Origin of the sequence: Kineococcus lubricus (assembly GCF_050871965.1) — a bacterium.
Taxonomy (GTDB): Bacteria; Actinomycetota; Actinomycetes; order Actinomycetales; family Kineococcaceae; genus Kineococcus.
Genome location: NZ_JBJLSK010000025.1, coordinates 32,758 through 58,824, shown reverse-complemented (window position 1 = coordinate 58,824; position 26,067 = coordinate 32,758). Strand labels below are relative to the sequence as shown.

Annotated in this window: 27 protein-coding genes; 21 read left to right on the top strand and 6 right to left on the bottom strand. The window is 74.8% G+C overall.

Annotated features, from left to right (window positions below):
• Positions 1-173: 173 nt before the first annotated feature.
• A complete protein-coding gene (locus tag ACRYRX_RS17630; protein WP_432513887.1) occupies positions 174-1,364 on the bottom strand; it encodes a PP2C family protein-serine/threonine phosphatase in 1,191 nt (396 codons plus the stop codon).
• 74 nt (positions 1,365-1,438) lie between these two features.
• On the opposite strand from ACRYRX_RS17630, the gene ACRYRX_RS17625 reads away from it, so the two are divergent.
• The gene (locus ACRYRX_RS17625) at positions 1,439-2,617 is read left to right on the top strand and encodes a glycosyltransferase family 4 protein (protein WP_432513885.1); all 1,179 of its coding nucleotides are present in this window, start codon (positions 1,439-1,441) and stop codon (positions 2,615-2,617) included.
• A gap of 84 nt (positions 2,618-2,701) precedes the next feature.
• Here the strand turns inward: ACRYRX_RS17625 and ACRYRX_RS17620 are convergent, their stop codons facing one another.
• Together ACRYRX_RS17620 and ACRYRX_RS17615 are read right to left on the bottom strand one after the other, a co-directional pair.
• Entirely contained in the window at positions 2,702-3,745 is a 1,044-nt protein-coding gene (locus ACRYRX_RS17620; RefSeq protein ID WP_432513884.1) for an NAD(P)-dependent alcohol dehydrogenase, read from the bottom strand.
• Positions 3,733-4,224 carry a nitroreductase/quinone reductase family protein gene (locus tag ACRYRX_RS17615; protein WP_432513882.1) on the bottom strand — a complete coding sequence of 164 codons (492 nt, stop codon included), beginning with the start codon at positions 4,222-4,224 and terminating at the stop codon, positions 3,733-3,735. The genes ACRYRX_RS17620 and ACRYRX_RS17615 overlap by 13 nt, the downstream gene beginning before the upstream one ends.
• Before the next feature lie 97 nt (positions 4,225-4,321).
• Between ACRYRX_RS17615 and ACRYRX_RS17610 the strand changes: the two genes are divergently transcribed.
• The 3 genes from ACRYRX_RS17610 (at position 4,322) to ACRYRX_RS17600 (ending at position 7,051) form a co-directional block, all read left to right on the top strand.
• The gene (locus tag ACRYRX_RS17610; RefSeq protein ID WP_432513881.1) at positions 4,322-4,912 is read left to right on the top strand and encodes a TetR family transcriptional regulator; all 591 of its coding nucleotides are present in this window, start codon (positions 4,322-4,324) and stop codon (positions 4,910-4,912) included.
• 180 nt (positions 4,913-5,092) lie between these two features.
• Positions 5,093-5,488, top strand: a complete 396-nt coding sequence (locus tag ACRYRX_RS17605) for a DUF2200 domain-containing protein (protein WP_432513879.1) — start codon at positions 5,093-5,095, stop codon at positions 5,486-5,488.
• 93 nt (positions 5,489-5,581) lie between these two features.
• On the top strand, positions 5,582-7,051 hold the full coding sequence (locus tag ACRYRX_RS17600) for a protein adenylyltransferase SelO (RefSeq protein WP_432513877.1): 1,470 nt from the start codon (positions 5,582-5,584) through the stop codon (positions 7,049-7,051).
• Positions 7,052-7,097: 46 nt separating this feature from the next.
• Here the strand turns inward: ACRYRX_RS17600 and ACRYRX_RS17595 are convergent, their stop codons facing one another.
• Positions 7,098-7,946, bottom strand: a complete 849-nt coding sequence (locus ACRYRX_RS17595) for a hypothetical protein (protein ID WP_432513876.1) — start codon at positions 7,944-7,946, stop codon at positions 7,098-7,100.
• A 164-nt stretch (positions 7,947-8,110) separates the two neighbouring features.
• Between ACRYRX_RS17595 and ACRYRX_RS17590 the strand changes: the two genes are divergently transcribed.
• A complete protein-coding gene (locus ACRYRX_RS17590) occupies positions 8,111-8,506 on the top strand; it encodes a hypothetical protein (RefSeq protein ID WP_432513873.1) in 396 nt (131 codons plus the stop codon).
• A gap of 24 nt (positions 8,507-8,530) precedes the next feature.
• Here ACRYRX_RS17590 and ACRYRX_RS17585 read toward each other — a convergent pair whose 3' ends face one another.
• Entirely contained in the window at positions 8,531-9,337 is an 807-nt protein-coding gene (locus ACRYRX_RS17585) for a phytanoyl-CoA dioxygenase family protein (protein WP_432513872.1), read from the bottom strand.
• Positions 9,338-9,547: 210 nt separating this feature from the next.
• Here ACRYRX_RS17585 and ACRYRX_RS17580 point away from each other — a divergent pair, with 210 nt between their 5' ends.
• The 4 genes from ACRYRX_RS17580 (at position 9,548) to ACRYRX_RS17565 (ending at position 13,126) form a co-directional block, all read left to right on the top strand.
• Positions 9,548-10,552 (top strand): GGDEF domain-containing protein, encoded by a 1,005-nt coding sequence (locus ACRYRX_RS17580; RefSeq protein WP_432513871.1) that lies wholly within the window; start codon positions 9,548-9,550, stop codon positions 10,550-10,552.
• A 9-nt stretch (positions 10,553-10,561) separates the two neighbouring features.
• Positions 10,562-11,476 (top strand): D-isomer specific 2-hydroxyacid dehydrogenase family protein, encoded by a 915-nt coding sequence (locus ACRYRX_RS17575; protein ID WP_432513869.1) that lies wholly within the window; start codon positions 10,562-10,564, stop codon positions 11,474-11,476.
• Positions 11,477-11,558: 82 nt separating this feature from the next.
• On the top strand, positions 11,559-12,443 hold the full coding sequence (locus tag ACRYRX_RS17570) for an MSMEG_6728 family protein (protein ID WP_432513868.1): 885 nt from the start codon (positions 11,559-11,561) through the stop codon (positions 12,441-12,443).
• Positions 12,444-12,466: 23 nt separating this feature from the next.
• On the top strand, positions 12,467-13,126 hold the full coding sequence (locus ACRYRX_RS17565) for an HAD family hydrolase (protein WP_432513865.1): 660 nt from the start codon (positions 12,467-12,469) through the stop codon (positions 13,124-13,126).
• A gap of 1 nt (position 13,127) precedes the next feature.
• Here ACRYRX_RS17565 and ACRYRX_RS17560 read toward each other — a convergent pair whose 3' ends face one another.
• Positions 13,128-14,396, bottom strand: coding sequence for a S8 family serine peptidase (locus ACRYRX_RS17560; RefSeq protein WP_432513864.1), 1,269 nt, complete (start codon positions 14,394-14,396; stop codon positions 13,128-13,130).
• 331 nt (positions 14,397-14,727) lie between these two features.
• On the opposite strand from ACRYRX_RS17560, the gene ACRYRX_RS17555 reads away from it, so the two are divergent.
• From ACRYRX_RS17555 to ACRYRX_RS17500, 12 genes are all read left to right on the top strand, one after another.
• Positions 14,728-15,966, top strand: a complete 1,239-nt coding sequence (locus tag ACRYRX_RS17555) for a sugar ABC transporter substrate-binding protein (RefSeq protein ID WP_432513862.1) — start codon at positions 14,728-14,730, stop codon at positions 15,964-15,966.
• Positions 15,959-16,912: a carbohydrate ABC transporter permease gene (locus ACRYRX_RS17550; RefSeq protein ID WP_432513861.1), complete on the top strand. Its 954-nt coding sequence runs from the start codon at positions 15,959-15,961 to the stop codon at positions 16,910-16,912. Before ACRYRX_RS17555 ends, ACRYRX_RS17550 begins: the two co-directional genes overlap by 8 nt.
• Positions 16,909-17,778: a carbohydrate ABC transporter permease gene (locus ACRYRX_RS17545; RefSeq protein WP_432513858.1), complete on the top strand. Its 870-nt coding sequence runs from the start codon at positions 16,909-16,911 to the stop codon at positions 17,776-17,778. The genes ACRYRX_RS17550 and ACRYRX_RS17545 overlap by 4 nt, the downstream gene beginning before the upstream one ends.
• Positions 17,779-17,787: 9 nt before the next feature.
• The gene (locus ACRYRX_RS17540) at positions 17,788-18,570 is read left to right on the top strand and encodes a ThuA domain-containing protein (RefSeq protein ID WP_432513856.1); all 783 of its coding nucleotides are present in this window, start codon (positions 17,788-17,790) and stop codon (positions 18,568-18,570) included.
• Positions 18,567-19,646 (top strand): Gfo/Idh/MocA family protein, encoded by a 1,080-nt coding sequence (locus ACRYRX_RS17535; RefSeq protein WP_432513854.1) that lies wholly within the window; start codon positions 18,567-18,569, stop codon positions 19,644-19,646. Before ACRYRX_RS17540 ends, ACRYRX_RS17535 begins: the two co-directional genes overlap by 4 nt.
• Before the next feature lie 138 nt (positions 19,647-19,784).
• The gene (locus tag ACRYRX_RS17530) at positions 19,785-20,765 is read left to right on the top strand and encodes a LacI family DNA-binding transcriptional regulator (RefSeq protein WP_432513853.1); all 981 of its coding nucleotides are present in this window, start codon (positions 19,785-19,787) and stop codon (positions 20,763-20,765) included.
• A gap of 93 nt (positions 20,766-20,858) precedes the next feature.
• A complete protein-coding gene (locus ACRYRX_RS17525) occupies positions 20,859-22,052 on the top strand; it encodes a Gfo/Idh/MocA family protein (protein ID WP_432513851.1) in 1,194 nt (397 codons plus the stop codon).
• 10 nt (positions 22,053-22,062) lie between these two features.
• The gene (locus ACRYRX_RS17520) at positions 22,063-23,088 is read left to right on the top strand and encodes a sugar phosphate isomerase/epimerase family protein (protein WP_432513850.1); all 1,026 of its coding nucleotides are present in this window, start codon (positions 22,063-22,065) and stop codon (positions 23,086-23,088) included.
• 192 nt (positions 23,089-23,280) lie between these two features.
• A complete protein-coding gene (locus tag ACRYRX_RS17515; RefSeq protein ID WP_432513847.1) occupies positions 23,281-23,778 on the top strand; it encodes a CAP domain-containing protein in 498 nt (165 codons plus the stop codon).
• Between the two features lie 140 nt (positions 23,779-23,918).
• Complete coding sequence (locus tag ACRYRX_RS17510; RefSeq protein ID WP_432513845.1) at positions 23,919-24,656, top strand: hypothetical protein; 738 nt, start codon at positions 23,919-23,921, stop codon at positions 24,654-24,656.
• 38 nt (positions 24,657-24,694) lie between these two features.
• The gene (locus ACRYRX_RS17505; protein ID WP_432513844.1) at positions 24,695-25,120 is read left to right on the top strand and encodes a hypothetical protein; all 426 of its coding nucleotides are present in this window, start codon (positions 24,695-24,697) and stop codon (positions 25,118-25,120) included.
• A 3-nt stretch (positions 25,121-25,123) separates the two neighbouring features.
• Positions 25,124-26,044, top strand: a complete 921-nt coding sequence (locus tag ACRYRX_RS17500) for a hypothetical protein (protein WP_432513842.1) — start codon at positions 25,124-25,126, stop codon at positions 26,042-26,044.
• Positions 26,045-26,067: the final 23 nt, after the last annotated feature.

Below are 26,067 nucleotides of genomic sequence, written 5' to 3'. Positions count from 1 at the left end.
CGCGCCGCGGACACCGCCGCCCGCTCCGCCGCCGCCCCGCACGCCCACCAGGACCCCCCCCCCCCCGCCCACACTCCCCCCCCCCCCGCCCCCCCCCCCCCACCCCACCCCCCCCCCCCCCCCCCCCCCCCCCCCCGGGGGGGGGGGGGGGGAGGGGTGGCGAGGGGGAGGGGTCAGGCGGTCCGGCGCACCACCATGAGGGTCAGGTCGTCGGTCGGGCCGCCCGCGACGTGCTCGGTGACGGTGCGCAGCACCGTGTCGGCGAGCACCTGCGGGTCGCGCGACCCGCCGAGGGCGGCCAGCAACCCCTCCTCGCCGAGCGCCTCGCGCCCCGGCTCGCCCGCCTCGGTGACGCCGTCGGTGTACAGCAGGAGGCAGTCCCCGGGCCCGAACGGCACCTCGGTGTCGAACACGTCGACCGCCCCGAACGGGCCCAGCAGGGTCCCCGGGTGCCCCACCAGGCGCGCCGGGCCGTCCGCCGGCAGCAGCACCAGCTGCGGGTGCCCGGCCAGGGACACCGTCGCGAACGGCTCCAGCGGGTCCAGCCCCACCACCGCCACCGTCGCGAACCGCTCGTCGAGCGCGTCGTGGACGGCCTCGGCCACCAGGTTCAGCAGCTGCGCCGGGCGGTGCGTCCCGCCCCCCGCCCCGCGGACCGCCCACCGCAGCGCCGCCGTCGTCGCCGCCGCGCGCGGGCCCTTGCCGGACACGTCCCCGATCACGGCGAACGACCGGCCGTCCGAGCGCGTCCACAGGTCGTAGAAGTCGCCGCTGACCTCACCGCGGGTCCCGTCCGCGCGCGTCCCGGGCTGGTAGCGGACCGCCACGTCCAAGCCCGGGACCCGGGGCAGGTGGTGCGGCACGAGCTGGCGCTGCAACTGGTCGCTCAGCTCGGCGGCCTCCCGGTGCGCCACGTCGCGGGCCTGCTCGGCCCGGGCCCGCGCCGTCACGTCGCGCTGGACGGCGACGTAGAAGCGGACCGAGCCGTCGGGTTCGGTCAGCGGGGACAGGGACAGCTCGTTGACGAAGACCGACCCGTCGCGGCGGCGGTTGGGGATGACGACGGTGCCGTCGCGGCCCTCCTCGACGAGCCGGCGGATCCGGGCGGCCGGGGTGCGGGCGTCGATCCCCAGCTCGTCCAGGCCGTCCTGCAGGAACCGGCAGTTGCGGCCCACGACCTCCCCGGCCGGGTACCCGGTCTCGCGCTCGAACGCCTCGTTGACCCACACGACGGGCTGGTCGGGCTGGGACAGGTCCGACACGCAGACCGCCTGCTGCACGGCCTGGAGCGCCCGCAGCAGGACCCGGTCGAGCGGAACCCCCTGGTGCAGCACCGGGAGTCCCCGCCCCGCCGAACCGTCCATCCCGCCAGTATCCCGCAGGGCCCGCGCACCCTCCGGCGCGACCACCCCGGACGGCGGTCTGGCAGGCTCGGCCCGTGCGCCTGCTCGTGATCACCGACGGGGTCCCGCCCGAGCACCGCGGCGGGGTCGCCAGTTCCGTCCTCGTCGAGGTCGACGAACTCGCCCGCCGCGGGCACCACGTCACCGTCCTGACCCGCCGCCACGACCGCGACGCCCCGCTCACCGAGGACCGCGGGCACTACCGGCTGTTGCGCCACCCCGCCCCCGCCCGCGGGACCCGCGGCTACTACGCCCACCCCGCCACCACCCTGCTCCGCGTCCCCGGCTGGCTGCGCTCCCTCGACGCCCGCGAGGGTTTCGACGCGATCTACGCGCACTCCACCTTCCACGCCGCCGCCGCCGTCCGCGCCGGGCTCGGGGACCGCACCGTCCTGCGCTTCCACGCCCCCTCGTCCCTGGAGGTGAAGCTCGACGCCGCCGGCGGGAAGTACCCGCTGGCCCGCGCCGCCGGGACCGTCGTCGCCGACCTCACCCGGCGCGCCGAGCTCACCGCCGTCAACGGCACCGCCCGGACCCTGGCCACCAGCTGGTACGTCCGGCGGCTGCTGCAGCAGGTGCACCCCGGGGCCCGGGCGCGCGTCGACGTCGTCCCGCTCGCCGTGGACCTCGACCGGTTCTCGCCCGGACCGGGGGACCGGACGCGGTGGGGAGCCGGTGGTGACCCCGTGCTCGTCACCGTGCGCCGGCTCGTGCGGCGCATGGGGCTGGAGAACCTCCTCGAGGCGTTCCCCGCGGTCCTGGCCGAACACCCCCGCGCCCGGCTCGTCGTCGCCGGTTCGGGGTACCTCGGGCCCGAACTGCGCGCCCGCGCCGAACGGCTCGCCCTGCCCGTGGAGTTCCCCGGTTTCGTCGCCGAGGAGGACCTGCCGCACCTGTACCGCGCCGCCGACCTGTTCGTCCTGCCGACCCTGGAGATGGAGGGTTTCGGCATCGTCACCGTGGAGGCGTTCGCCAGCGGGCTGCCCGTCGTCGCGACCCCCGTCGGCGCGAACCCCGAGGTGGCCGGCGCGCTGGACCCGCGCACGATCGCGGCGTCCACCGCACCCGCCGACCTCGCCGCCGCGATCTCCCGCGGTCTGGGACTGCGGGCCGGCCTCGCCGCCCGGGCCCGCCCGCACGTCGAGCGGAACTACTCACCGGCCGCCGTGGTGGCCCGCGTCGAGGAGGCGCTCGCGGAGGTCGCGGGCCGCTGAGGTGATCCCCGGGGGCGGCGGCGGTCGGCGCGCCGGTCGATCGACCCGGTCACCTGGACGGTCACCTCGGCGGTCGCCGGCGGTTCACGAGCGGTGGAGGTCGGAGAGGTCGAGGGTGAAGCGGTAGCGGACGTCGCCGTGCGCCAGTCGCCGCAGGGCGGTGCCGACCTGCGCCGAGGGAACCACCTCCACGTCGGCGGTGATGCCGTGGCGGCCGGCGAAGTCCAGCAGGTCCTGGGTGTAGCGGTGCCCGCCGCTGCCGGCCGAGGCCAGCGACTTGCGCCCGACGAGCAGGGCGGTGGTCTCGACGGTGACCGGGCCGAGGTGGCCCAGGGAGCACAGGGTGCCGTCCAGCGCCAGGACCTGCAGGTAGGGGCCCAGGTCGTGCGGCGCCGAGACGCAGTCCAGCACCAGGTCGCACGAGGCCCGGGCGGCCTCCATGGCCGCCGGGTCGGTGGAGACCACGGTGCGGTGGGCGCCGAGCCGGGTCGCGTCCGCGGCCTTGGCGGGCGAGGTGGTGAACGCGGTGACCTCCGCGCCCAGGGCGGCGGCGAGCTTGACGGCCAGGTGCCCCAGCCCGCCGAGGCCGACGACCCCCACGCGGGTGCCGGGGCCCGCGTCCCAGCGGCGCAACGGTTCCCACACGGTGATCCCGGCGCACAGCAGCGGCGCGACGCCGGCGGGGTCGAGGTGAGCGGGGCGGTGGTAGGCGAACCGTTCGCGCACCACGTACTCGTCGGAGTAGGCGCCCCGGGTCGGTGTTCCGTCGTGGCGGTCGCGGCCGCCGTACGTGAGGGTGGGGAACTCCCGGCAGTAGTTCTCCTGCTGTGCCCGGCACATGTCGCAGGTGCCGCAGGAGTCGACGATGTTGCCGACCGCGACGGCGTCACCGACCTTGAACCCGCGCACCGCGGGACCGACCTCGACGACGTCGCCGACGAACTCGTGACCGGGCACCAGCGGGAAGACGCCGTCGGGGTCGTTCAGGGCGTGCAGGTCGGTGTGGCAGACGCCGCAGTGGGTGACGCGCACCGCGACGTCGTCGGGCCGCAGGTCGCGGCGGGTGATCCGCGTGGGGCGCAGCGGCGTGTTCGGGGCGGTGGCCAGGTAGGCGGTCACGGTGCGCACGGGGTGTCTCCCGGGTTGTCGGTGGTGACGTCGGCGGGCGTCCCGGAGGTGGTCCGGGGGGCGGTGAAGTGGAGTTCGACCAGGGGGCTGCCGGCCACCCGGTCCTGCAGGCGGGTGGGTCCGGGCAGTCGGGCGGGGTCGTGCGGTCGGTCCAGGTCGGCGACGGACGAGGAGGAGATCCGCCGGCGTTCCTCCTCGTCGTCGACGCGGGTGGCCACGGCGGGCAGGTCGGCACGCACCCCGTGCCCGAGGTGCACGACCAGGTGCGGGTCGGCCGGCAGGTTGGCGTACCGGTCGCGCCGGCCGGGCAGGCCGCTGAGGAACCACCGCTCCTCGTGGCGGTGCAGCCGGGTCTCGATGCGCCGGGGCCGCCCGGTGCGGGCCCCGGTGGTGGTGGTGCGGACGGTGCGCTGCGCGGCGGTCGAGGACGGGCCGAGGTCCAGCGCGCGCTGCACGGCCGTGGACGTGGGATCGGGCACGAGGCTCCTGACGCATAGCTACCAACTGGTTGGTAGTGACGCTAGCCCGTCGTCGGCCGGTAGGCAACCGACCAGTCGGTCTCAGTAGCCTGGGCCGGTGCGAGACGCTGCAGCGACCCGGCGACGGCTGCTGGACGCCGCGACCGAGGAGTTCGCCGCCCACGGGATCGCCGGCGCGCGGGTGGACCGGATCGCGGCGGCGGCGCGGTCCAACAAGGCGCAGATGTACGGCTTCTTCGGCAGCAAGGACGGTCTGTTCGACGCCGTGCTGGCCGAGCACTTCGAACTCATCGTCAACGCCGCGCCGCTGGACGGCGCCGACCTGCCGGGGTACGCCACCGCTCTGTACGACGCCTACCTGCAGCACCCGCAGGCCGTGCGCCTGGCCACCTGGTCCCGGCTGGAGCGCCACGGCGGTGGCGGGGACCTGTTCGCCGACGGCGTGGACCACAGCGCGCCCAAGGTGGCCCTCATCGCCACGGCCCAGCGGGACGGGCACGTCGACCCGCGTCTGGACCCCGCCGACGTGCTGTCGCTCGTGGTGGCCATGGCCATGTCGTGGAGCCCGGCCAGCATCCTGCTCGCCGCCGGGGCCGAGGAGCCCGACGCGGTGCACGAGCGACGCAGGGCGGCCCTGTCCACCGCGGTGCGGCGCGCCGTGACGGTGGAGGGGCAGCCGGCCCGGTAGCGGGCGGGCGACGGGTGCGCGACGTCCGAGGTGCCCGGCTCGGCCACCGGCACCCCTGCTGTCCCGCTCCCGCGCCGACGGCTCCGCCCCCTCGTCGCGAGCACCAGCCGGAGCGTTGACGGGGAGCCGGGACGGCGGTGATGCTCAGCGGGAGACCGCCCCGTCGTCAGGAGGTGCACCGTGCCGCGACACCGGATCTTCGGCGTCAGCTTCGCCAGCATCCACCCGCTGTACGTGGCCAAGGCCGAGCGCAAGGGCCGCAGCCGGCAGGAGGTGGACCGGGTGATCTGCTGGCTCACCGGGTACGACGCCGCCGGTCTGCAGCAGGCCGTCGACGCGGAGGTCGACCTGGAGACGTTCTTCGCGCAGGCGCCGGCGGTGAACCCGCACGCCGGGGAGATCACCGGGGTGATCTGCGGGCACCGCGTCGAGGAGATCGACGACCCGTTGATGCAGAGGATCCGGTGGATGGACAAGCTCGTCGACGAACTCGCCCGCGGCAAGAAGATGACCTCGATCCTGCGGGGAGGCGCGGAGGGGACGGACGAGGCGGCGCTGAGCGCACGCGGCGGCTGAGCCTGCGCGTGGGCGGTCGTCGACTCCGCTGCGGCCACGGGGGAGCGCCACCGTCGACGGGTGGTCCCGGCGGAGGGCGCGTACCGTCATCGGGTGAGCGTGGCACCGTCCTCGACCGTCGTCCTCGACCACCGCTTCGCGCGGGAACTGCCGGAGATGGCGATCCCCTGGCAGGGCGCGGCGGCACCGGACCCGCGCCTGCTGGTGCTCGACGAGCAACTGGCGGCCGAGCTCGGCCTCGACCCCGACTGGCTGCGCAGCCCCGACGGGCTGGGCCTGCTCCTGGGGACCGAGGTCCCCGAGGGGGCCGAACCCGTGGCGCAGGCCTACGCGGGGCACCAGTTCGGCGGTTTCTCCCCGCGCCTGGGGGACGGGCGCGCGCTGCTGCTCGGCGAACTCCTCGACGCCGACGGGCGTGTCCGCGACCTGCACCTGAAGGGGTCCGGGCGCACGCCGTTCGCCCGGGGCGGCGACGGCCTGGCCGCCGTCGGTCCCATGCTGCGGGAGTTCGTGGTCAGCCGGGGCGTGCACGCCCTGGGCATCCCCACGACCCGCGCGCTGGCGGTGGTGGCGACCGGCCGCGAGGTGCACCGCGAGACCGCGCTGCCCGGCGCGGTCCTGGCCCGGGTGGCGGCCAGCCACCTGCGCGTCGGGAGTTTCCAGTACGCCCGCGCCACCGGTGACCTCGACCTGCTGCGCCGCCTGGCCGACCACGCGATCAGCCGTCACCACCCCGGCGCCGCCACGGCGGCGAACCCGTACCTCGGTCTGTTCGAGGCGGTGGTCGCCGCCCAGGCGTCGCTGGTGGCCCGGTGGATGCTCGTGGGTTTCGTCCACGGCGTCCTGAACACCGACAACACCACGATCTCCGGGGAGACCATCGACTACGGGCCCTGCGCCTTCCTCGACGCCTTCGACCCGTCCACCGTCTACAGCTCCATCGACCACGGCGGGCGCTACGCCTACGGCAACCAGCCGGCCGTGGTGCAGTGGAACCTCGCCCGCCTCGCCGAGGCGCTGCTGCCGCTGCTGGACGAGGACCAGGAGCGGGCCGTCGCGCTCGCGCAGCAGGCCCTGGGTGCCTTCGGCGCCCGCTACGACGCGGCCTACTCCGGGGGGATGCGCGCCAAGCTCGGCCTGTCCCACCGTCCCGGCGACCTCGACGACGCGGTCCTGACGTCCCTGGTGGGGGACCTGCTGGACCTGCTCACCCGGGCCCGTCCGGACCACACGTCGTCCTTCCGCGCCCTGGCCGCCGCGGCACGGGGGGACCGCGCGCCCGTGCGTGCGCTGGTCCCCGACGCCGAGCTCGACGGCTGGCTGGAGCGCTGGCTCGCCCTGGACCCCGACCCGGTGGCGATGGACCGGGTGAACCCGGTCTACGTCCCGCGCAACCACCTCGTCGAGGAGGCCCTCACCGCCGCCACCGCCGGTGACCTCGGACCGGTGCGGCGGTTGCTGGAGGCCGTGGACGCGCCCTACGACGAGCGCGCCGGGTTCGAGCGCTACGCCGTTCCCGCCCCGGAGGAGTTCGGCCCCTACCGGACGTTCTGCGGCACCTGAGCGGCCGGGTCGGCCCGTCCCCGGCCGGCCCGGTGGTGACCCCGCCTCAGCAGGACGGCGCGTCGGCGGCGAGTTCCCGCAGCGCCGCGAGGTTGCGCACGTCGGCGGGGCTGGACCCGGCGGTCGTCTCGACCGGCACGGCGACGCCCTGCCGGACGAGTTCGGCGTTGACGTCGAGGCCGTCGTCGGTGCGGAACCACCCCGCACCGGTCACCTCGACCAGCTGCCCCAGGGGCAGGTACGACAGCAGGTCCGCCACGTACCCGTCGCGGCAGCCCGGCGCGGGTTCCACCCCGGCCAGCGGGGTGGGGGTGCGCGCGCCCTCCGGGGTCTCCACCACGGGGACCGGGCCGGTGGAGTACGCGACGACCGACGCCGTCGCGGCGACCTGCGCGGCGGTGGCCGTGGGCGTGCTCGTGCTGGACGGGCCCGCGGTGGCGCCGGTGCCCGAACCCCGCACCCCTTCGAGCAGGGCGCGCTGCACGACGACCGGGTTCGGTTCGGTGCGCTGCTGCTCCCAGGTGGCGAGGCCGCCGACGACCGCGAGGACCGCCGCGACCGCGATGAGCAGGCGCCGCCGCGAGCGGGGCGTCTCGACGTGCGCGACGCCGGGGCTGGTCACCGGGTGGTGGCGGGCGGGTTCGTCCTCGACGGTCTGGGTGGGGGCCCACGGGGTCTCCCAGCGGGCCAGTTCACCGCTGTCGGCGAGTTCCACGCGGACGGCCGCGCCGCGGGCGGAGTAGCGCAGGTCGAGCGCGACGACGCGCCACGGCGGGCCCGGTGCGCGGTGGACGGCGACGACGACGGCCCGCCCGCCGTTGTGCAGGGGGTTGGCGTTGCCGCGCACCTTGACGAAGTCGCCGGGACGCAACGTCTCCAGGTCGGGTGCGCGCACGGCCTCCCATCGGCGCGCGCCGTCCCCGCCTGAGTCCCGCCGGGGACGGCGTGGGTCCGTCCGGGTGGTGTGCGGCGGTGGTCCTCCAGCCGCGTCGCGCGGGCGTCGATGGGGCGTGGACGGTCACCGACGGGGCGACCGCCCTGACCCACGGGAGCTGCTTGATGTCCACCCTCGACGAGACCCCGGACGTCCCGGTCCGCGGTGCGCAGACCGTGGCCCCGGTGCAGGCCTCCGCGCTGCAGTTCGCCGCCTCCATCCTCGGCGAGGCCAGCTACACCCCCGAGCAGGAGCTGCACGGGACCCTGACCGCGGCGGGCCGCCACGAGCCCGAGCCCGTGGTCGAGCCCGTGGTCCAGCCCGTGGTCCAGCCCGTGGCCGAGCCCGTGGCCGAGGTGCGCCCCGAGACGCGTCCCGAGCCGGTCGTGCCCGCCCCCCGGCCCGCGCCGCAGCCCGTCGAGGAGGTCGTCGAGGAGGTCTCCGAGGAGGTCACCGGGCCCGCGCCGGTCAAGAAGGGGTTCTTCGGCCGCCTGGTCGACAAGCTCCTCGGCCGCGGCTGAGCGACCCCGGGCTCGGACGAGGGCTCAAGCCAGGGCGAAGTCCGGGAGCGCGCTGCGCGGCACCTCCTCGGCGGGGAGCAGCACGGCGCGCTCGCGGCCGCCGCGGGCGCAGAACCGGCCGTGCAGCACGAGGCGGTCGCGGGCCGTGGGGCGGGACCGGCGGTGCAGCCCGCGGGGGTCGGTGAAGACGACGGTCCCGGTGGCCCCGGTCAGCACCTCCACCGCGCCGGGCCCGAAGACGCGGGTGACGTCGTCGTCACCGATGCGGCGGCCGGTCCGTTCCAGCGCGCGCACCGCGGCGCGGCGCCGGTGGGAGGTGCGGACGTGGGTGAGCGGCCCGACGCCGTCGTCGACGCCGGTCAGGTGCAGGCGGACCTCCACGGCGGGCCCGCCGGGGGAGTGGACCCAGTCGCCGTCGCGCACGGGGGCCGTGGCGAGCGTGAGCAGGCCGTTCATGCCCCAGATGCGGACGTCCCGGCGGCAGTGGGCGGCGGCGATGCCGCTGATCTGCGGGTGGCGCAGGAACCGCGCGTAGGGGTCCTCGGGGTCGACGGGCGGGTGGGGCCCGAGGAGCTCGACCTCGTGGGGGTCGTGCAGCGGGTCGCCGCGGGGGACGGGGTCGCCGGCGACGACGCGGCGCCGGCGGACGATGTCGGCGGACTGGTCGGCGATGAGGTCGTCGGTGCGGGAGAGCACGTCGTCGAGGAGGCCGGCGTCCCCGGTGAGCGCGACCAGGGTGGTGCGGGCGACGCCGTCGCGGCGCAGGTCGGCGACGACGCGGCGCGCTTCGGCGGACAGCGGGCGGTGGCCGCGGCGGGTCAGGGCGGGCACGGGGCCTCCTCTCGCCGGTGTCACGGGCCGGTCACGAGCCGGTCTCGTGGGCTGCACCGTAGTCGTGCCTCACCGTGTGACGCCAGTGACACAACGTGAGAAAGCGGGAGGATTTCGCGGCGGGTCGTCGTGGCGAGCCCCGGCAGCAGATCACTCCGTGGCACTGTGTGATCGTCTGAGCACTCAGCGTCCTGAACGGGAGGTGGGCGGGTGAAGCGCACCGGCGGTCTCGCCGTCGTCGCCGGACGGGCCCTCCTCGTCGTCACCGGCCTCGTCGTCGCCCTCACCGCGCCCCTGCTGAGCCCGTCCCCCGGCGACTGGACCGCGCTCGCCGTCTTCGCCCTCGCCCTCGTCGCCGCCCTCGCCGCCAGCGCGGCCGTCCCCTGGGAGCGGCTGCCCGACCGCGCCCCCCTGGCCCTCCCGCTGGTGCAGGTGACCGCCCTGGCCGCCCTCGGGCGCACCACCGGCGACCTCGCCGCGGTCTGCGCGCCGCTGTTCCCCCTCGCCTTCGTCCACGTCGGCCTCCACCTGCCCCGGCGCACCGCCTGGTGGCTGCTGCCCGCCGCCGCGCCCCTGCACCTGCTCACCGGCGGCCACCTCGACCCCCGCGCCGTCGCGGGCACCACCGCCGCCGCCTGCGCCTGGGTGCTCGTCGCCGAGGTCCTCGCCGACCTCACCCGCCGGCACCGCGCCGTCGCCGACCGACTCAGCCGCGACGCCCGCACCGACGCGCTCACCACCGTCGGCAACCGCCGCGACCTCGAGGACCGCATGACCCTCCTCGGCCCCGGCGACACCGTCGTCGTCTGCGACCTCGACCACTTCAAGCAGCTCAACGACACCCACGGGCACGCCCGCGGCGACCAGGTCCTGCGCGAGTTCGGCGCCATGCTCGCCGGCAGCCTGCGCCGCGGCGACCACGCCGCCCGCTTCGGCGGCGAGGAGTTCGTCCTCCTCCTGCACGGCAGCGGGACCGGCCCCGCCCTCGACGTCGTCGACCGGCTCCGGGCCACCTGGGCCGCCCGCGGCGGGGCCACCACCTTCTCCGCCGGCTGCGCCACCCTCGACGACGCCACCACCGCCGAGCAGGCCCTCGTCGCCGCCGACGCCGCCCTCTACGCCGCCAAGCGCGCCGGCCGCGACTGCACCCGCAGCGCGGAGGCGGCCGACGCCTGGGGACCTAGGGTGGGCCCGGAAACCACCCGGCAACGCTGAGGAGCTCCCGTGCCCACCCCCGCCGTGCACATCGGACCCGACGAGAACCCCGCCCTGCGCGAGGCGGTCGAACGCGGCGGCGGGAAGGTCGTGGCGCTCGCCGACGCCGAGGCGCTGGTCGTGTCCGGGGGCCACGGGGACCTGCCCGAGCTGCACGACGGGATCCGCTGGGTCCAGCTGCCCTCGGCCGGGATCGAGGCGTGGGTCGCCTCCGGGGTCGTCGACACCGCCCGCACCTGGACCTCCGCCACCGGGGCCTACTCCACCTCCGTCGCCGAGGGCGCCGTCGCGCTGCTGCTGGCCGGGACCCGCGGCGTCGGCCGCGCCGCCCGGCTCACCACCTGGGACAACGACGCGCTCGACGGGGTGCAGACGTCGCTGCGCGGGGCCACGGTCGGGATCGTCGGCGCCGGCGGCATCGGCAGCGCGATGATCCCGGCCCTCACCGGCCTCGGCGCGCGCGTGCTGGCCGTGACCCGGCGCGGGCTGCCGGTGGACGGCGCCGCCGAGACCTGGGCCGCCGACCGGGTGCGGGACGTGTTCGCGGCCGCCGACCACGTCGTCCTCGCCGCTCCCGCGACCGCCGAGACCACCGCCCTCGTGGGCGCCGCGGAACTGCGCGCCCTGGGCCCGCAGGGGTGGCTGGTGAACATCGCCCGCGGGACGCTCGTGGACACCGACGCCCTCGTGGAGGCGTTGCGGGGCGGGACGATCGCCGGTGCCGCGCTCGACGTCACCGACCCCGAGCCGCTGCCCGACGGGCACCCGCTGTGGACCGAGCCGCGGGCGATCGTGACCCCGCACTCCACCAACCCCTCGACGCTGCGCGTGCCGCTGCTGGCCGAGCGCGTCACCGAGAACGTGCGCCGGTTCGCCGCCGGCGAGGAACTGCTCGGGCTGGTCGACCCCGAACGGGGGTACTGAGCGGGTCGTCCCGGCCGCACCGCCGGGGCCCGGCCCGCGCCCCGGCGTGCGGGCCGGCGCCCGGCGCGCGACGGTGGGGGACGTGCAGACGTTCCTCCCGTACCCCGACTTCGCCCGGTCCGCGGCCGTCCTCGACGGCCCGCGGCTGGGCAAGCAGCGGGTCGAGACGCTGCAGGTGCTGCGGGCCCTCGAACTGCCCGACTACGGCTGGCGCAACCACCCGGCGGTCCGCATGTGGCAGGGGTTCACCCCCGCCCTGGTCGCCTACGGGCTCGCGGTCGTCGCCGAGTGGACGCGGACCGGCCGCGCCGACTCCACCGGCCCGCAGATCGCCGAGTTCGCCCCCGGCGTCACCTCCCCGGACGGGGTGGCGCTGCCGCCGTGGCTGGGGGACGAGGCGCTGCACCGCAGCCACCGGTCCGCGCTGCTGCGCAAGGACCCCGCGTTCTACCGGCCCCTGTTCGGCGACGAACCCGACGACCTGCCCTACGTGTGGCCGGACGTGCCCGCGCCCGACCCGGTGCCGACCGCGCCCGGGCGCCTCGTGTGGGTGGTGCGTCCCGTTGCGCCGCAAGCCCTCGGGGAGTTCCTCGTCGACGGGGTCGTGGGGCTGGGCACCGGGTCGGGGATCGACGTCGACGTGCGCGGCGCCGCGGAGGGTTCCTCGCTGCGGGCCCTGCTGAAGGAGGTCGCCCCGGGCCGGCGGCCCGGCAAGGAACTGCGCGTCCTGGACACCTTCGTCCACGAGCTCGCCCCGGGCGACGAGGTCGCGGTGCCCATCGAGGGCGAGCGCGCGCTGCTGCTCGGCGAGGTCGTCGGCGAGTACGAGTTCGCCCCGGGCCGGGACGTCACCGTGCGGCACCGCCGCGCGACCCGCTGGGGTGGTCGCGCCGCGCGCTCGGACGTCCGACCGCCCGCGATGCTCCAGGACCCCCGGTCGATGTTCTGCATCGACCTCGACGTCTGATCCACCACCAGGAGGGTTCCCCCGTGGCCGACACCGCAGTCCTCGACGTCGACGGCACGCTCGTCGACACCAACTACCAGCACGCGATCGCGTGGTACCGCGCGTTCCGCCGGTTCGACCTGACGCTGCCCGTCTGGCGCCTGCACCGCGCCATCGGCATGGGCGGGGACCAGCTCGTCCCGGCCGTCGCGGGGGAGGGTTTCGAGGCCGAGCACGGCGACGGCGCCCGCGACGCCTGGGTGGAGGAGTTCGACCGGCTCATCGGCGAGGTGCAGCCCTTCGAGGGTGCCGCCGACCTGCTGCGCGAACTCGGCCGCCGGGGCTGGACCGTCGTCCTGGCCTCCTCGGGGAAGCAGCAGCACGTCGAGACGTACCTCGACCTGCTGGGCGCCCGGGACCTGGTGGCCGGGTGGACGACGTCCGACGACGCCGACGCCACGAAACCCGCCCCGGACCTGCTCCAGGTCGCGCTGGAGCGGGTCTCGGGGCGGGCCGGGGTCCTGCTCGGGGACTCGACGTGGGACTGCGAGGCGGCCGGGAACGCCGGGATGCGCAGCGTCGCGGTCCGGACCGGCGGGTTCTCCGTGGAGGAGCTCACCGGGGCGGGAGCCGTCGCGGTGTTCGACTCCCTGACCGGACTGCTCGACGGGCTGGACGGGACGGAGTTCGCCCGGCCGTCCTGAGTCAGCTCGTCCGCGGCACCGGGGTGGGCTTCAGGGCCCGGGGGGTGCGGGGCACGAGCACCGGCGCGGGCTCGGGGGCCGGGGCCGGGGCGCCGACCGTGGCGGTGCGGGCGGCGTCCACCGCCGCGGCCACGTCGAGCAGGCCGGTGCCGTAGCCGGGGGCCCACGAGGCGGGGGTGGCGCTGCCCTTGAGCCAGCCCTCGACCGTGGCCACGTCGGCGTCCGGCGCGACCGAGCGCACCAGCGCGGCGGCGGCGGCGACCTGCGGGGCGGAGAACGACGTCCCCGCGACCGGCTCGTACGGGTAGGTCCCGTCGGTCAGCGGCAGCCCCGCGGGGATCGACTCGCCGGGCGCGCTGAGGTCGACGTAGGAGTTGTGCTGGGCCCACGCGGCCGCCGCCCCGGTCGGGGTGGAGGCGGACACCGAGATCACCCCGTCGTAGGCGGCCGGGTACTCGACCGGGTTGCCCTGGTCGCCGGAGTTCCCCGCGGCGGCCACCACGACGACGCCCTTCGAGACGGCCCACTGGACCGTCGCGGCTGTCGTGCGGTTGTACGTCTCCCCGCCCAGGGAGAGGTTGACGACGTCCGCCCCGGCGTTCACGGCGGCCGTGATCCCCTTCACGACCGCGTCGCTGGAGCACCCGGCGGCCTCGCAGACCTTCCCGGACAGGATCGTGACCCCGGGGGCGACACCGGCCGCGCCGACGGCGTTGCCGTAGGCGCCCGCGACGACGGTGGCGACCTCGGTGCCGTGGTCGACGACGATCGCGGCGGACTCGCGGGTGAAGTTGCCGAGGTCCCGCACCCGGCCCACCAGGTCGGGCTGGCGCGGGTCGACGCCGGAGTCGAGGACGGCGACGGTGACCCCCGCGCCCTGCGTGACGGCCCAGGCGCCGTAGGCGTCGACGGCGTTCAGGTGGTACGCGTACTTCAGGTAGGGGTCGGTGGTCAGCAGCCGGCGGCCGCTCAGCCGGGCGGCGTCCGCGGAGGGGGTCAGCGCGTACGTGGTGCGGGGCTGGGCGTCGCTGATGTCCGGGGCCGCCTCCAGCCGCGCGGCGAGCCGGGCCGCGGAGGCCGCGTCGGTCGCGGTCCGCGTCTCCAGCACCGGCCGGCCGTCGACCCAGCGCAGCGCGTCGACCTGCACGGTCGTGCCCGCGGGGGCGGGGGCGGGCGTGGGGACCGGGGCGGCGTGCGCGGCGGCGAGGGGGGCCGAGGTCAGCGCCAGCGCGGTGGCGGCGACGACGGCGGCTCGGACGGTCTTGGGCACGGCAGCTCCCCGGGTAGGACGACGAAGCCACCATCGGCCCTCCGGGGGACGAACTTGACGGGCCCCTTGTGCAGGTCCACCCGGCCGGGCTAGTTTCTCGATACGCATCGACGATGCGTATCGACGACTCGACGGACGCGGTGGTCCGGGACGGAGGGTGTGCGGTGACGACGCTCAGGCTCCCGGGCCCCACCCGACGGCCGGGACGCGCGACCCCGGCGACGCACTGACCCCTGCCCCACCGCGGTGCCCCACCCGGGAGCACCACACCCACCATCGATGCGCATCGATGGTCGACGGCCCACGACGTCGTGGGCGGAGGAGGAACGAGATGGCTCGACACACGGTTCGGCGGAGCTCCACCCGCGCCGGTCTGGCGGCCCTGCTGGCGCTGCCCCTGGCCCTCGGCGCCTGCGGCGGCGGCAGCGGCGGGGGATCGGCCAGCGGCGACCCCGGCACCCTGCGCGTCCTGGACTACTACAACTCCGAGCCCAACGCGTCCCTGTGGAACAGCGCCATCGAGGAGTGCGGCACGACCGTGGGCGTGAAGATCTCCCGCGAGGCCGTCCCCGGCGACACCCTCATCCAGAAGGTCCTGCAGCAGAGCTCGTCCAAGACGCTGCCCGACGTCCTCATGCTGGACAACCCCGACGTGCAGCAGATCGCCGAGTCCGGCGCCCTCGCGCCGCTGGACGACCTGGGCATCGACTCCACCGGCGTCGCCGACGGCGTCCTCAAGGCCTCCACCTACGAGGGGAAGCTGTACGCCCTGCAGCCCGTCACCAACACGATCGCGCTGTTCTACAACAAGAAGACCCTCGAAGCGGCCGGCGTCACCCCGCCCACCACCTGGGACGAGCTCAAGGCCGCCGCGGCGAAGCTGACCGCGGGCGACCAGTACGGGTTCGCGATGTCGAACATCAACACCTACGAGGGCACCTGGCAGTTCCTGCCCTTCATGTGGTCCAACGGCGGCGACGAGAAGGACATCAACACCCCCGAGACCGCCGCCGCGCTCCAGCTCGTCAAGGACCTCATGACCTCCGGGGCGCTGTCGCAGTCGTCGGTGAACTGGTCGCAGGCCGACGTCGCCGACCAGTTCACCGCCGGCAAGGCCGCCATGATGATCAACGGTCCGTGGAACTTCGGCCCGCTCGACGAGACCGAGGGCCTGGAGTACGGCATCGTCCCCATCCCGGTCCCGCAGGCCGGCGGGAAGTCCGTCTCGCCCTTCGGCGGCGAGGCGTGGGCGGTCCCGCAGACCGGCGACGAGGAGAAGATGAAGAAGGCCGCCGAGCTCGTCCAGTGCCTCAACAGCGACGAGAACGAGGTCGAGATCTCCCTGGGCACCGGCACCGTCCCCACCAAGCCCGAACTGGCGGGCCAGGTCACCTCGAAGAACCCCAACCTCCAGGCGTTCGCCGACCAGGTGCCGGACCTGCGCGCCCGCACCGGTGAGCTCGGGCCGGAGTGGCCCGACGCGGCCACCAAGATCTACACGGCGGTCCAGAACGCCCTCGTGGGTGGCATGACCCCGGAGGAAGCGCTGGAGCAGGCGCAGAATGGCTGACCTCGCGACCGGCCGCGCCACCACCCCGACGGCCGTCGAGCCGTCGGGGCGGGGGACGCGGGAGAAGGTGCGGACGCGGCTGGTCGAGGTCGCGTTCATCGTCCCGGCCGTGGTCTACCTGCTGCTGTTCTTCGGGTACCCGGTCGTCAAGAACGTCGTCATGGGCTTCCAGGAGTACACGACCAAGACGTTCTACACCGGCGAGGCCCCGTGGGTCGGGCTGGAGAACTACCGCGCCGTCCTCGGCAACGCGATCTTCGACCGGTCGCTGCTGAACACCGTGCTGTTCACGCTGGGGTCCATCGCCGGGCAGTTCGTCCTCGGTCTGGCCATCGCCCTGTTCTTCCACAAGAAGTTCGCCCTGTCCGGGGTGCTGCGCTCGCTCATCCTGCTGCCCTGGCTGATCCCGATGATCGCCGGCACCGCCGTGTGGCGCTGGATCCTGGACACCGACAACGGCGCCCTGAACCGGATCCTCGGCGCGGTCCCGTTCCTCGACGTCCACCCGAACTGGCTGACCTCGACGTCGCTGGCCCTCGTCGCCGTCATCGGGGTCAACATCTGGCTCGGGATCCCGTTCAACATGACCATCCTCTACGGCGGTCTCCAGGAGATCCCCGAGGAGCTGTACGAGGCCGGGGCCCTCGACGGGGCGACCGGGTGGCGGGCCTTCCGGCACATCACCTGGCCCATGCTGCGACCGGTGGTCACGGTGGTCCTCGTCCTCGGGGTCGTCTACACGCTCAAGGTCCTCGACGTCATCCTCGGGCTGACGAACGGCGGGCCGGCGAACTCCACGCAGACGATCTCCACGTTCTCCTACGACATGTCCTTCAAGCAGTTCGACTTCGGCGCCGGGGCGGCCCTGGGGAACATCCTCATCGTCATCTCCCTCGTGTTCGCCGTCGTCTACCTGCGGCTGAACCGGAAGGCGATCGACGAATGAGCGCGATGGTCCCCACCCGGACGACGGCCCCCACGACGGCCACCACCACGGGGAAGGCCCCGCGGCGCCCGCTGCACACCGTCGTCGGCATCCTCATCCTGGCCTTCATGCTGTTCCCGCTGTACTGGATGGTCAACGTGTCGCTGCAGCCGGCGGGCAACGCCGTCGCGACGCCGTGGCTGCCGTTCGACCTCACGTTCCGCGGGTACACCACGGCCATCTCCGAGCAGGGCGGCAACCTCGTCACGTCGCTGCTCATCAGCCTCGGCTCGGTGGTGTTCAGCCTCCTGATCGCCACCCCCGCCGCCTACGCCATGGCCCACTTCAAGCTCGGCCGCTGGGCCACCGTCGTCCTGTTCGGGATCCTCATCACCCAGATGGTCCCCGGCATCGTCGTCGCCAACGCCCTGTACTCCGCCTACAGCGACCTCGGGATGCTGAACACCCTGTGGGGGCTGATCCTGGCCGACTCCGCGGCGGGCATCCCGTTCTCCATCATCCTCATGCGGGCCTTCATGGGGTCCATCCCGGCCTCCATCGTCGAAGCCGCCTACGTCGACGGCGCGGGGCACGTCCGCGCGTTCGTCTCGATCGTGCTGCCCATGAGCCGCAACGCGCTCATCACCTCCGGGCTGTTCACGTTCCTGTTCGCCTGGGGCGACTTCCTCTTCGCCCTGACCCTGACGACGACGGCCGACCTGCGGCCCATCACGCTGGGTCTGTACACCTACGTCGGCAGCTTCGTCGCCGACTGGTCCCCCATCATGGCGACGGCCGTCCTGTCGTCGCTGCCCGCCATCGCCCTGCTCGTCCTGGCCCAGCGGTACGTCGCCGCCGGGGTCACGGGCGGGGCCGTGAAGTCCTAGGAGGAACCCATGACGATCCGCGTCACCGTGTGGGGCGAGAACCGCCACGAGCAGCTCGAACCCGAGGTCGCCAAGAGGTACCCGAACGGCATGCACGGCGCCGTCGCCGAAGGCATCGAGGCGAACCTCGGCGAGGCCGTCACCGTCCGGACCGCCACCCTCGACGACCCCGAGCACGGGCTCACCGAGGAGGTCCTGCGCACCACCGACGTCCTCACCTGGTGGGGGCACGCCGCGCACGGCGAGGTCTCCGACGAGGTCGTCGAGCGCGTCCACCGGCACGTCCTGGCCGGGATGGGCCTCATCGTCCTGCACTCCGGGCACTGGTCGAAGGTGTTCCAGAAGCTCATGGGGACCTCCTGCACGCTGCGCTGGCGCTCCGAGCACGACCGGGAGCTGCTGTGGACGGTCGACCCGACCCACCCCATCGCCCAGGGCGTCCCGCACCCCCTGATCATCGACGAGGACGAGATGTACGGGGAGTTCTTCGACATCCCCGCCCCCGACGAGATCGTCTTCATCTCCTCCTTCTCCGGCGGCGAGGTGTTCCGGTCCGGCATCACCTTCAAGCGCGGCTTCGGGAAGATCTTCTACTTCCGCCCCGGTGACCAGGACTACCCGACGTACTTCCACGAGGGCGTGCGCAAGGTCATCGCCAACGCCGTCGAGTGGGCCGTCACGGTGCGGCCCGAGCGCACCGACCCGGTGCTGCTGCGCTACGACACCGAGGACTTCTACAACGGCCACGGCTACCAGGGCGCGCTGGACCCCGAGAAGCAGGAGCAGCGGTGAGGGTCGTCCTCGTCGGCGCCGGCGGCATGGGCAAGGCGTGGCTCGCGACGATCCTCGCCGACCCCGCGGTGGAACTGGCCGGGGTCGTCGACCTCGACCTGGCCGTGGCCCGCGCCGCGCTCGCCGAGGCGGGCGTCCCCGACGTCCCCGTCGGCACCGACACGGTGGAACTGGCCCGCGCGGCCGGCGCCGACGCGGTCGTCAACGTCACCGTCCCCGTCGCCCACCACCCCGTGACGACGGCCGCGCTGTTCGCGGGCTACCCCGTGCTGGGGGAGAAGCCCGTCGCCCCGACCGTGGCGCAGGCGCTGTCGCTCGTGGCGGCCTCGCAGGTCAGCGGCCTGCCCTTCGTGGTGTCGCAGTCGCGCCGGTACAACCCGCACGTCGAGGCGTTCCGCGAGCAGGTGCGGGCCCTGGGCACGCCGGGGTCGCTGTCCACGGAGTTCTTCAAGGCGCCGCGCTTCGGGGGGTTCCGGGAGGAGATGGCCCAGCCGCTGCTGGTGGACATGGCGATCCACCAGTTCGACCTGGCCCGGTTCCTGCTGGAGGCCGACCCGGTCTCGGTGTACTGCGAGTCGTTCAACCCGCCGTGGTCCTGGTACGCCGGGGACGCCTCGGCCGCGGCCATGTTCGAGATGTCGGGCGGCGCGCGCTACACCTTCACCGGCAGCTGGTGCGCGCCCGGGCTGGAGACGAGCTGGAACGGGGCGTGGCGGCTGTCCGGGGCGGCCGGGTCCGCGACCTGGGACGGCGACCACGACCCCGTCGCCGAGGGCGCCACCGAGGGCTCCGGCACCGCCGCGGGCACCGACCCGGGCGAGGGGATCGCGGGCTCGCTCGCGGCGTTCACCCGGTTCCTCGCCGACGGCACCCCGCTGTGGGGCGAGGTGCACGACAACGTCCTGAGCCTGGCGATGGTCGAGGCGGCCGTGGAGTCGGTGGCCACCGGCGCGCGCGTCCGGCTGGACGACGTCCTGGACCGCGCGCACGCGCGGGCCGTCGCCGACGAGCAGCGCGAGGACGTGCTGGCGGTGCTGAAGGGCTGGGGTTCGGTGCGCGCCGCGCTCAGCCGCTGAACCCGGCCTCCCCGCCCGCCGCGCGGAGCGGGCGGGGATTGTGGGCGGTGCGCGGGGTGGGCTACGGTCGCCCTGTCGATACGCATCGACGATGCTGTGACGACGTGGGAGGGTGCGGTGCCCCGGACAGCGCGGACCGTGACGAGCAAGGACGTGGCGCGCGTCGCCGGCGTCTCGCAGTCGACGGTCTCCTACGTCATGAGCGGCAAGCGGCCGATCTCGGAGAAGACCCGCCGCCTGGTCGAGGACGCGATCGCGCAGCTCACCTACCAGCCCAACGCGGGAGCGCGGGCGCTGGCCAGCCAGCGCACGCAGGTCATCGCCGTCGCGATGCCGTTCGACTCCGCGCTCGGGGCGGCCGGGCTCATGGCGTTCATCGAGGAGATCACCCTCGCGGCGCGCCAGCGCGACCACGACGTCCTGCTCGTCACGGCCGCCGAGGGGGTCGACGGGCTGCGGCGGGTGGCCGGGGGAGCGCTGTGCGACGCCATCGTCCTCATGGAGGTCCGCACCGACGACCCCCGCGCCCCGATCGCCCGCGACCTGCGCGTCCCGACGATGTTCGTCGGGTTCCCCGCCGACGACGAGGGCCTGCACTGCATCGACTTCGACTTCGAGGACGGCGCCCGGCTGCTCGTCACCGAACTCGCGCGGAACCGGCGCGTCACCGTCCTGGGGTGGGGGCCGGAGGCGGCCGAGCGCGACCTGAACTACGTCCCCCGGTTCCGCACCGCGGCCGAGGCGACCGCGGCCGCGCAGGGCGTCGAGCTGGACTGGGTGCCGCTGCACCACGACCGCGTGGAGCGGCAGGTGCGCGACGTCCTGACCCGGGGCGACCGGGCCCTGCTCGTCACCAGCCACCTCGCGCGCGTCGCCCACGCCGTCCAGGACGCCGGGCTGCGCCCCGGCACCGACCTCGACCTCGTCGCGCTGGCCACCGACGCCGACGCGACGGGTTTCCCGGTCCCGGTGACCGCGGTCTCCCAGCACCCGCGGGACGTGTCGCGGCAGGCGATGACGTGGCTGTTCCAGCTGCTCGACGGGACCGCCACCGGGAGCGGGGTGCGGCGGGTGCCGGCCTCGATCGTGCGGCGCCGGTCGGTCCGCCCGGGCCCCTGAACGGGGCCACCCCGCCGGTTCCCCGTCCCTGAACCGGTTAGTACGATCCGCACCGGAAACCGCAGACGACGACGTCCAGGAGGAACAGCCCGCATGACCGCTGACCAGTCCGCACGGCCCGAGCTCGGGGTCGCCGTCGTCGGCCACTCCTTCATGGGTGCGGTCCACTCGCACGCCTGGCGCTCCGTCGACCACGTCGGGACCCCGCGGTTCCGCACCCGGCGCGTGGCCCTCGCCGGCCGCGACCTGTCCCGCGCGCAGGCCGCCGCGGCGCAGTTCGGCTGGGAGGAGGGCGTCGACGACTGGCGCACGCTGATCGAGCGCGACGACGTCCAGGTGATCGACATCCTGACCCCGGGCGACTCGCACGCCGAGATCGCCGTCGCCGCGCTCGAGGCCGGCAAGCACGTCATCTGCGAGAAGCCGCTGGCCAAGACGGTCGAGGAGGCGCAGCGGATGACCGAGGCCGCCCGCGCCGCGTCGGCGAGGGGCGTGCGCAGCATGGTGGCGTTCAACTACCGCCAGGTCCCCGCGATCGGGCTGGCCAAGCAGCTCGTCGACGCCGGCCGCCTCGGGGAGGTGCGCCAGGTCCGCGCCGTGTACCTGCAGGACTGGATCGTCGACCCGAGCTTCCCGCTGACGTGGCGCCTGCAGAAGGACCGCTCCGGTGCCGGTGCGCTCGGCGACATCGGCTCGCACATCATCGACGCCGCGCAGTTCATCACCGGCCAGCGGCTGACCGGCGTCTCGGGGACCGTGGAGACGTTCGTCAAGCAGCGCCCGCTGGAGGCCGCCCGCACGGGGGCGAACACGGGGCTGGGTGCGGAGGCGTCGACCGAGTTCGGCGAGGTCACCGTCGACGACGCGGCGGTGTTCTTCGGCCGCGGCGACGGCGGGGCGCTCATGACGTTCGAGGCGACCCGGATGGCGCTGGGCCGCAAGAACGGCATGCGCATCGAGGTCAACGGCTCGAAGGGCTCGGTCGCGTTCGACTTCGAGTCGATGAACGAGCTGCACTTCTTCGACGGCACGCTGCCCGACGCCGAGAACGGTTTCCGCCGCATCCTCGCGACCGAGCCCGAGCACCCGGGCGTGGCGAACTGGTGGCCCGCCGGGCACGGGCTGGGTTACGACCACCCGTTCGTCCACGAGCTGCAGGAGTTCCTCGGCGCCGTCGCCGACGAGCGCGACCCGAGCCCGAGCTTCGCCGACGGCCTCCAGGTGCAGCAGGTCCTCGAAGCGGTGCAGCGCAGCGCCGAGAACAACTCCGCCTACACGTCCATCTGAGGAGGAAGAAGTGGCTGAACCGCTGAAGACCCCCCGTCCCGTCACGCTGTTCACCGGCCAGTGGGCCGACCTGCCCTTCGAGGAGGTCTGCCGCCTCGCGTCCGAGTGGGGTTTCGACGGCCTGGAGATCGCGACCTGGGGCGACCACCTCGACTCCACCCGCGGCGCGACCGACGACGACTACATCGCCGAGAAGAAGGCCGTCCTGGACGAGCACGGCCTGAAGGTGTGGACGATCTCGGCGCACCTGTCCGGCCAGGCCGTGTGCGACCTCATCGACGAGCGCCACCGGGACATCGTGCCCGTGGACGTGTGGGGCGACGGCGACCCCGAGGGCGTCCGGCAGCGCGCCGCGGAGTACGTGAAGAACACCGCGCGCACCGCGGCCCGCCTGGGCGTGAAGACCGTCACGGGGTTCACCGGCTCCTCGATCTGGCACACCGTCGCGATGTTCCCCCCCACCCCCGAGGCGATGGTCGAGCGCGGGTACCAGGACTTCGCCGACCGCTGGAACCCGATCGTGGACGTGTTCGACGAGGTCGGGGTGAAGTTCGCCCTCGAGGTGCACCCCTCGGAGATCGCGTACGACTACTGGACGACCAAGCGCACGATGGAGGCGATCGGCCACCGCGAGGCGTTCGGGCTGAACTTCGACCCGTCGCACTTCGTGTGGCAGGACCTGGACCCGGTGCCGTTCCTGCGCGACTTCGCCGACCGGATCTACCACGTGCACTGCAAGGACTCCCGCAAGCAGCTCGACGGCCGCAACGGCCGGCTGGGTTCGCACCTGGCGTGGGCGGACTCGCGCCGCGGCTGGGACTTCACCTCCGTCGGGCACGGGGACGTGCCGTGGGAGGCGATCTTCCGCGAGCTGAACAACATCGGCTACGCGGGCCCGACCAGCGTGGAGTGGGAGGACGCGGGCATCGACCGCCTCCGCGGCGCACCCGACGCCCTCGCGTTCGTCCGCGGTCTCGGTGAGCTGTTCCAGCCGCCGGCCGCCGCGTTCGACGCGGCGTTCAGCACCAAGAGCTGACCCGCGCCGACAGGCCGGGGCCCCGGGCGGGGTCCCGGCCCGCTGCGTCGCCGGGGGAGGGAACCGACGGGGCCGCCGGTGCGTCCCATACCTCATCGGCTCATCACGTTGTGTGCCTGGATGATCACATGGAGTGTGGTTCATCTCACATCGCCCACCTGTAACGCTCACAGGACTGGTTGAGTGCAGCACATGACGACGCTCCCCCGGCGCCCCCTCCGCACCTTCACCCTCGCCGCCTCGGCCGCCGCCCTGGCCGCCCTCGCCCTGGCCGCCCCCGCCTCGGCCGACGAGGTCGTGCCCGCCCCCCTCGCCGACCCCGGCGAGCTGCACGTCCTGGACCGCACCAACCTCGCCCGGACCGCCGCCGGCTGCGCCCCCCTCGTCCTGGACCAGGCCCTCACCCTGGCCGCCGACCGGCACACCGCCGACATGGTCGCCAGCAGCGTCATGAGCCACACCGGCACCGACGGCAGCTCCCCGCGCACCCGCCTGGCCGCCGCCGGCGTCTTCCCCTCCCGCACCGCCGAGAACGTCGCCGTCGGCTACGACGCCGCCGGCGTCGTCGACGCCTGGCTCGCCAGCCCCGGTCACCGCGCCAACCTGCTCGACTGCCGCCTCACGACCGTCGGCATCTCCGAGGAACAGGGCGCCGCGGGCAGCTGGTGGACGCAGGTCCTCGCCGGCTGACGCGGGTCTCGACGCGCCTGAGGGGGTCCGGCGGGGGCATGCTGGGTCGAGCACGCGGAACCCGCGCGGCGCGCCCGGCGTCGCAGGGTCCGAGCGCCGCGGGGGTGCGACGGTCGCACCCGGAGCGTCGGGAGGTCGTCGTGTCGGGTGCGCCCTGGTGGGAGGAGTTCGGCACGACCACCGTGTCGTCCACCCCCGGGACGGCCCCGCCCACCGCCCCCGAGGTCGTCCGGACCCCCGCACCGCCCCGGCCCCCCAGACCGCCGCGCGGGCTCCAGGTCACCGCCGCCGTCCTCGCCGTCGTCCTGCTCGGGATGCTCGGCGTGCTCGCGGCCCGCTCGTCCACCTCACCCGGCACCACGTCCGACGGCGCCGGCACCTCGGCGCAGGGCACCCCCGGCGCGCCGCCCGCGCTCACCACCGCCGTGACCGGCCCGTCCGGCACCGCCACCGGCGGCACCGCCGCCGCCGACGCCGCCGCGACGGCCGAGCTCGAGGAGCTGCGCGCCCGGGGCCTGGCGGACCACCCGCCGCGGGGGCAGTGGGCCGCCCAGCTCTCGGCCAAGAGCGTCGGCACCACCGACCCCGTGCAGACCGCCGCCAACGGCAGCAGCACCTTCTACGCCACCGACATCCTCGCCCAGAGCCGCGAGATCGCCTCCGGCGCCGCCGGCGGGGACGTGTTCGTGCTGCGGACCACCGACTTCGGCGACGGCCTCGTCGACGCCCGCGGCAACGCCTACTGGGTCACCCTCGCCGCCGGGCCGTTCGCCGACGCCGACGACGTCAGGACGTGGTGCGCCAGCATGTTCGCCTCCACGCCCGCCGACCAGCGCGCGAACGTGTGCATGCCCAAGCACCTCACGCCCCCCGGCTGAAGCCGGTTCCGCGGGCGGTCCCGCACTAGGGTCGGACCATGGTCGAGCCGGTCGGGGGATCCGACTACTGCCGTGCGGTCGAAGTGCTCCTCGGTCGCGCCGAGGACGTCCTCGGGCCCCGGGCAGGACGTCCGCTGGCGGCGCGGCTGGAAGCGGTGCTGCGCCGGGCGGCGGACGGTGCCGCCCGCGACGCCGAGCTCGAGGCCGTCGTGGACGAGCACGCCACCGCCACCGCGTTCGTCGAGGCCGTGCTGGCCGACGCTCCCCGGTTCCGGGCACCGGACCTGCAGTCCGAACCCGTCCGTGGGGTGACGTACCAGGGACTCCCCGGAGCGCCGGGGCCGATCACGGCCGACCGGTTCCGCTGTCCCACCGCAGGGTGCGGGTTCGAGTGGGTGCGCCCGGCCCTCGGACACCGGGTACCGCCGTGCCCGTCGCACGGTGCTGCCCTGGGCAGGGTGTGACGCGTGCTGACCGGGGTGTGGGCCGGCGCCGGCGGCAAGGTCCTCGAACGGTGGCTCAGCTCCCTGTGGCCCGGCGTGACGTTCTGGGGTTCGGCGGTCCTGCTCGTGCTCTGGGACGCGCACGGGCTGCGCGGCATCGACCGGGAGGTTCGTCGCTGGGCTGCGGGTACCGGGCTCGTCGCGCCGCTCGTGGCCAGCGTCCTCCTGCTGCTCGTCTCGGCGTCGTCCGCGGTCCTCGTCCAGCAGGCGACGAGGCCCGTGCTGATGGTCCTGGCCGGGCAGTCACCGGGGAGGCCGTCCGCGGTCCGGCGCCGGCTGATCGATCGGCGGGCCCGCAGGGTCGACCGGGAGCACGCGCAGTGGCAGACCCTGGTGTCGGTGCCCGAGCAGCACCGCTCGGCGGACCAGCTCGGACAGCTGCGCCGGCTGGAGGTCCGCCGGGTTCGCCGGCCCCAGCAGCGCTCGGCGCTCACCCCGACACGAACGGGGGACCTCCTGTCCGCCGCGGAACGGTACCCGGCCGACCGGTACGGCCTGGACGCTGCGGCGACCTGGCCGGTCCTGTGGGCGGTGCTGCCGGAGACCACGAGGGCCGAACTGGCGGCTGCGCGCAGGAACCTCGACCTCGCCGTCTCGGCCGCGGTCTGGGGCGCAGCGTTCTGCCTGCTGGGGTTCGTCACTGCCTGGGCGGTCCTGATCGGCTCGGTCGTCGTCGTCGTCAGCGTCCTCTGGCTGGTCCCGGCCCACGCGGACGTCTTCCGCGAACTCGTGGCGGTCGCCTTCGACTGCCACCGGCGGGAGCTGTACAGGGCGCTGCGCTGGCCGTTGCCGAAGAACCCCGCGGAGGAGCTGACGACCGGCGCCGAGCTGTCGCGCTACCTGTGGCGCGGCAGTGACGACAACCACCCCGTGTTCGAAGCGTGAGCCCTGGCACCGACCCCGCCGCC

Excerpts from the sequence above, each read along its gene's own strand:
- ACRYRX_RS17545 (WP_432513858.1), top strand. The coding sequence starts at position 16,909 with ATGAGCGCGATGGTCCCCACCCGGACGACGGCCCCCACGACGGCCACC.
- ACRYRX_RS17550 (WP_432513861.1), top strand. The coding sequence starts at position 15,959 with ATGGCTGACCTCGCGACCGGCCGCGCCACCACCCCGACGGCCGTCGAG.
- ACRYRX_RS17555 (WP_432513862.1), top strand. The coding sequence starts at position 14,728 with ATGGCTCGACACACGGTTCGGCGGAGCTCCACCCGCGCCGGTCTGGCG.
- ACRYRX_RS17525 (WP_432513851.1), top strand. The coding sequence starts at position 20,859 with ATGACCGCTGACCAGTCCGCACGGCCCGAGCTCGGGGTCGCCGTCGTC.
- ACRYRX_RS17505 (WP_432513844.1), top strand. The coding sequence starts at position 24,695 with ATGGTCGAGCCGGTCGGGGGATCCGACTACTGCCGTGCGGTCGAAGTG.
- ACRYRX_RS17630 (WP_432513887.1), bottom strand. The coding sequence starts at position 1,364 with ATGGACGGTTCGGCGGGGCGGGGACTCCCGGTGCTGCACCAGGGGGTT.
- ACRYRX_RS17515 (WP_432513847.1), top strand. The coding sequence starts at position 23,281 with ATGACGACGCTCCCCCGGCGCCCCCTCCGCACCTTCACCCTCGCCGCC.
- ACRYRX_RS17590 (WP_432513873.1), top strand. The coding sequence starts at position 8,111 with ATGTCCACCCTCGACGAGACCCCGGACGTCCCGGTCCGCGGTGCGCAG.
- ACRYRX_RS17540 (WP_432513856.1), top strand. The coding sequence starts at position 17,788 with ATGACGATCCGCGTCACCGTGTGGGGCGAGAACCGCCACGAGCAGCTC.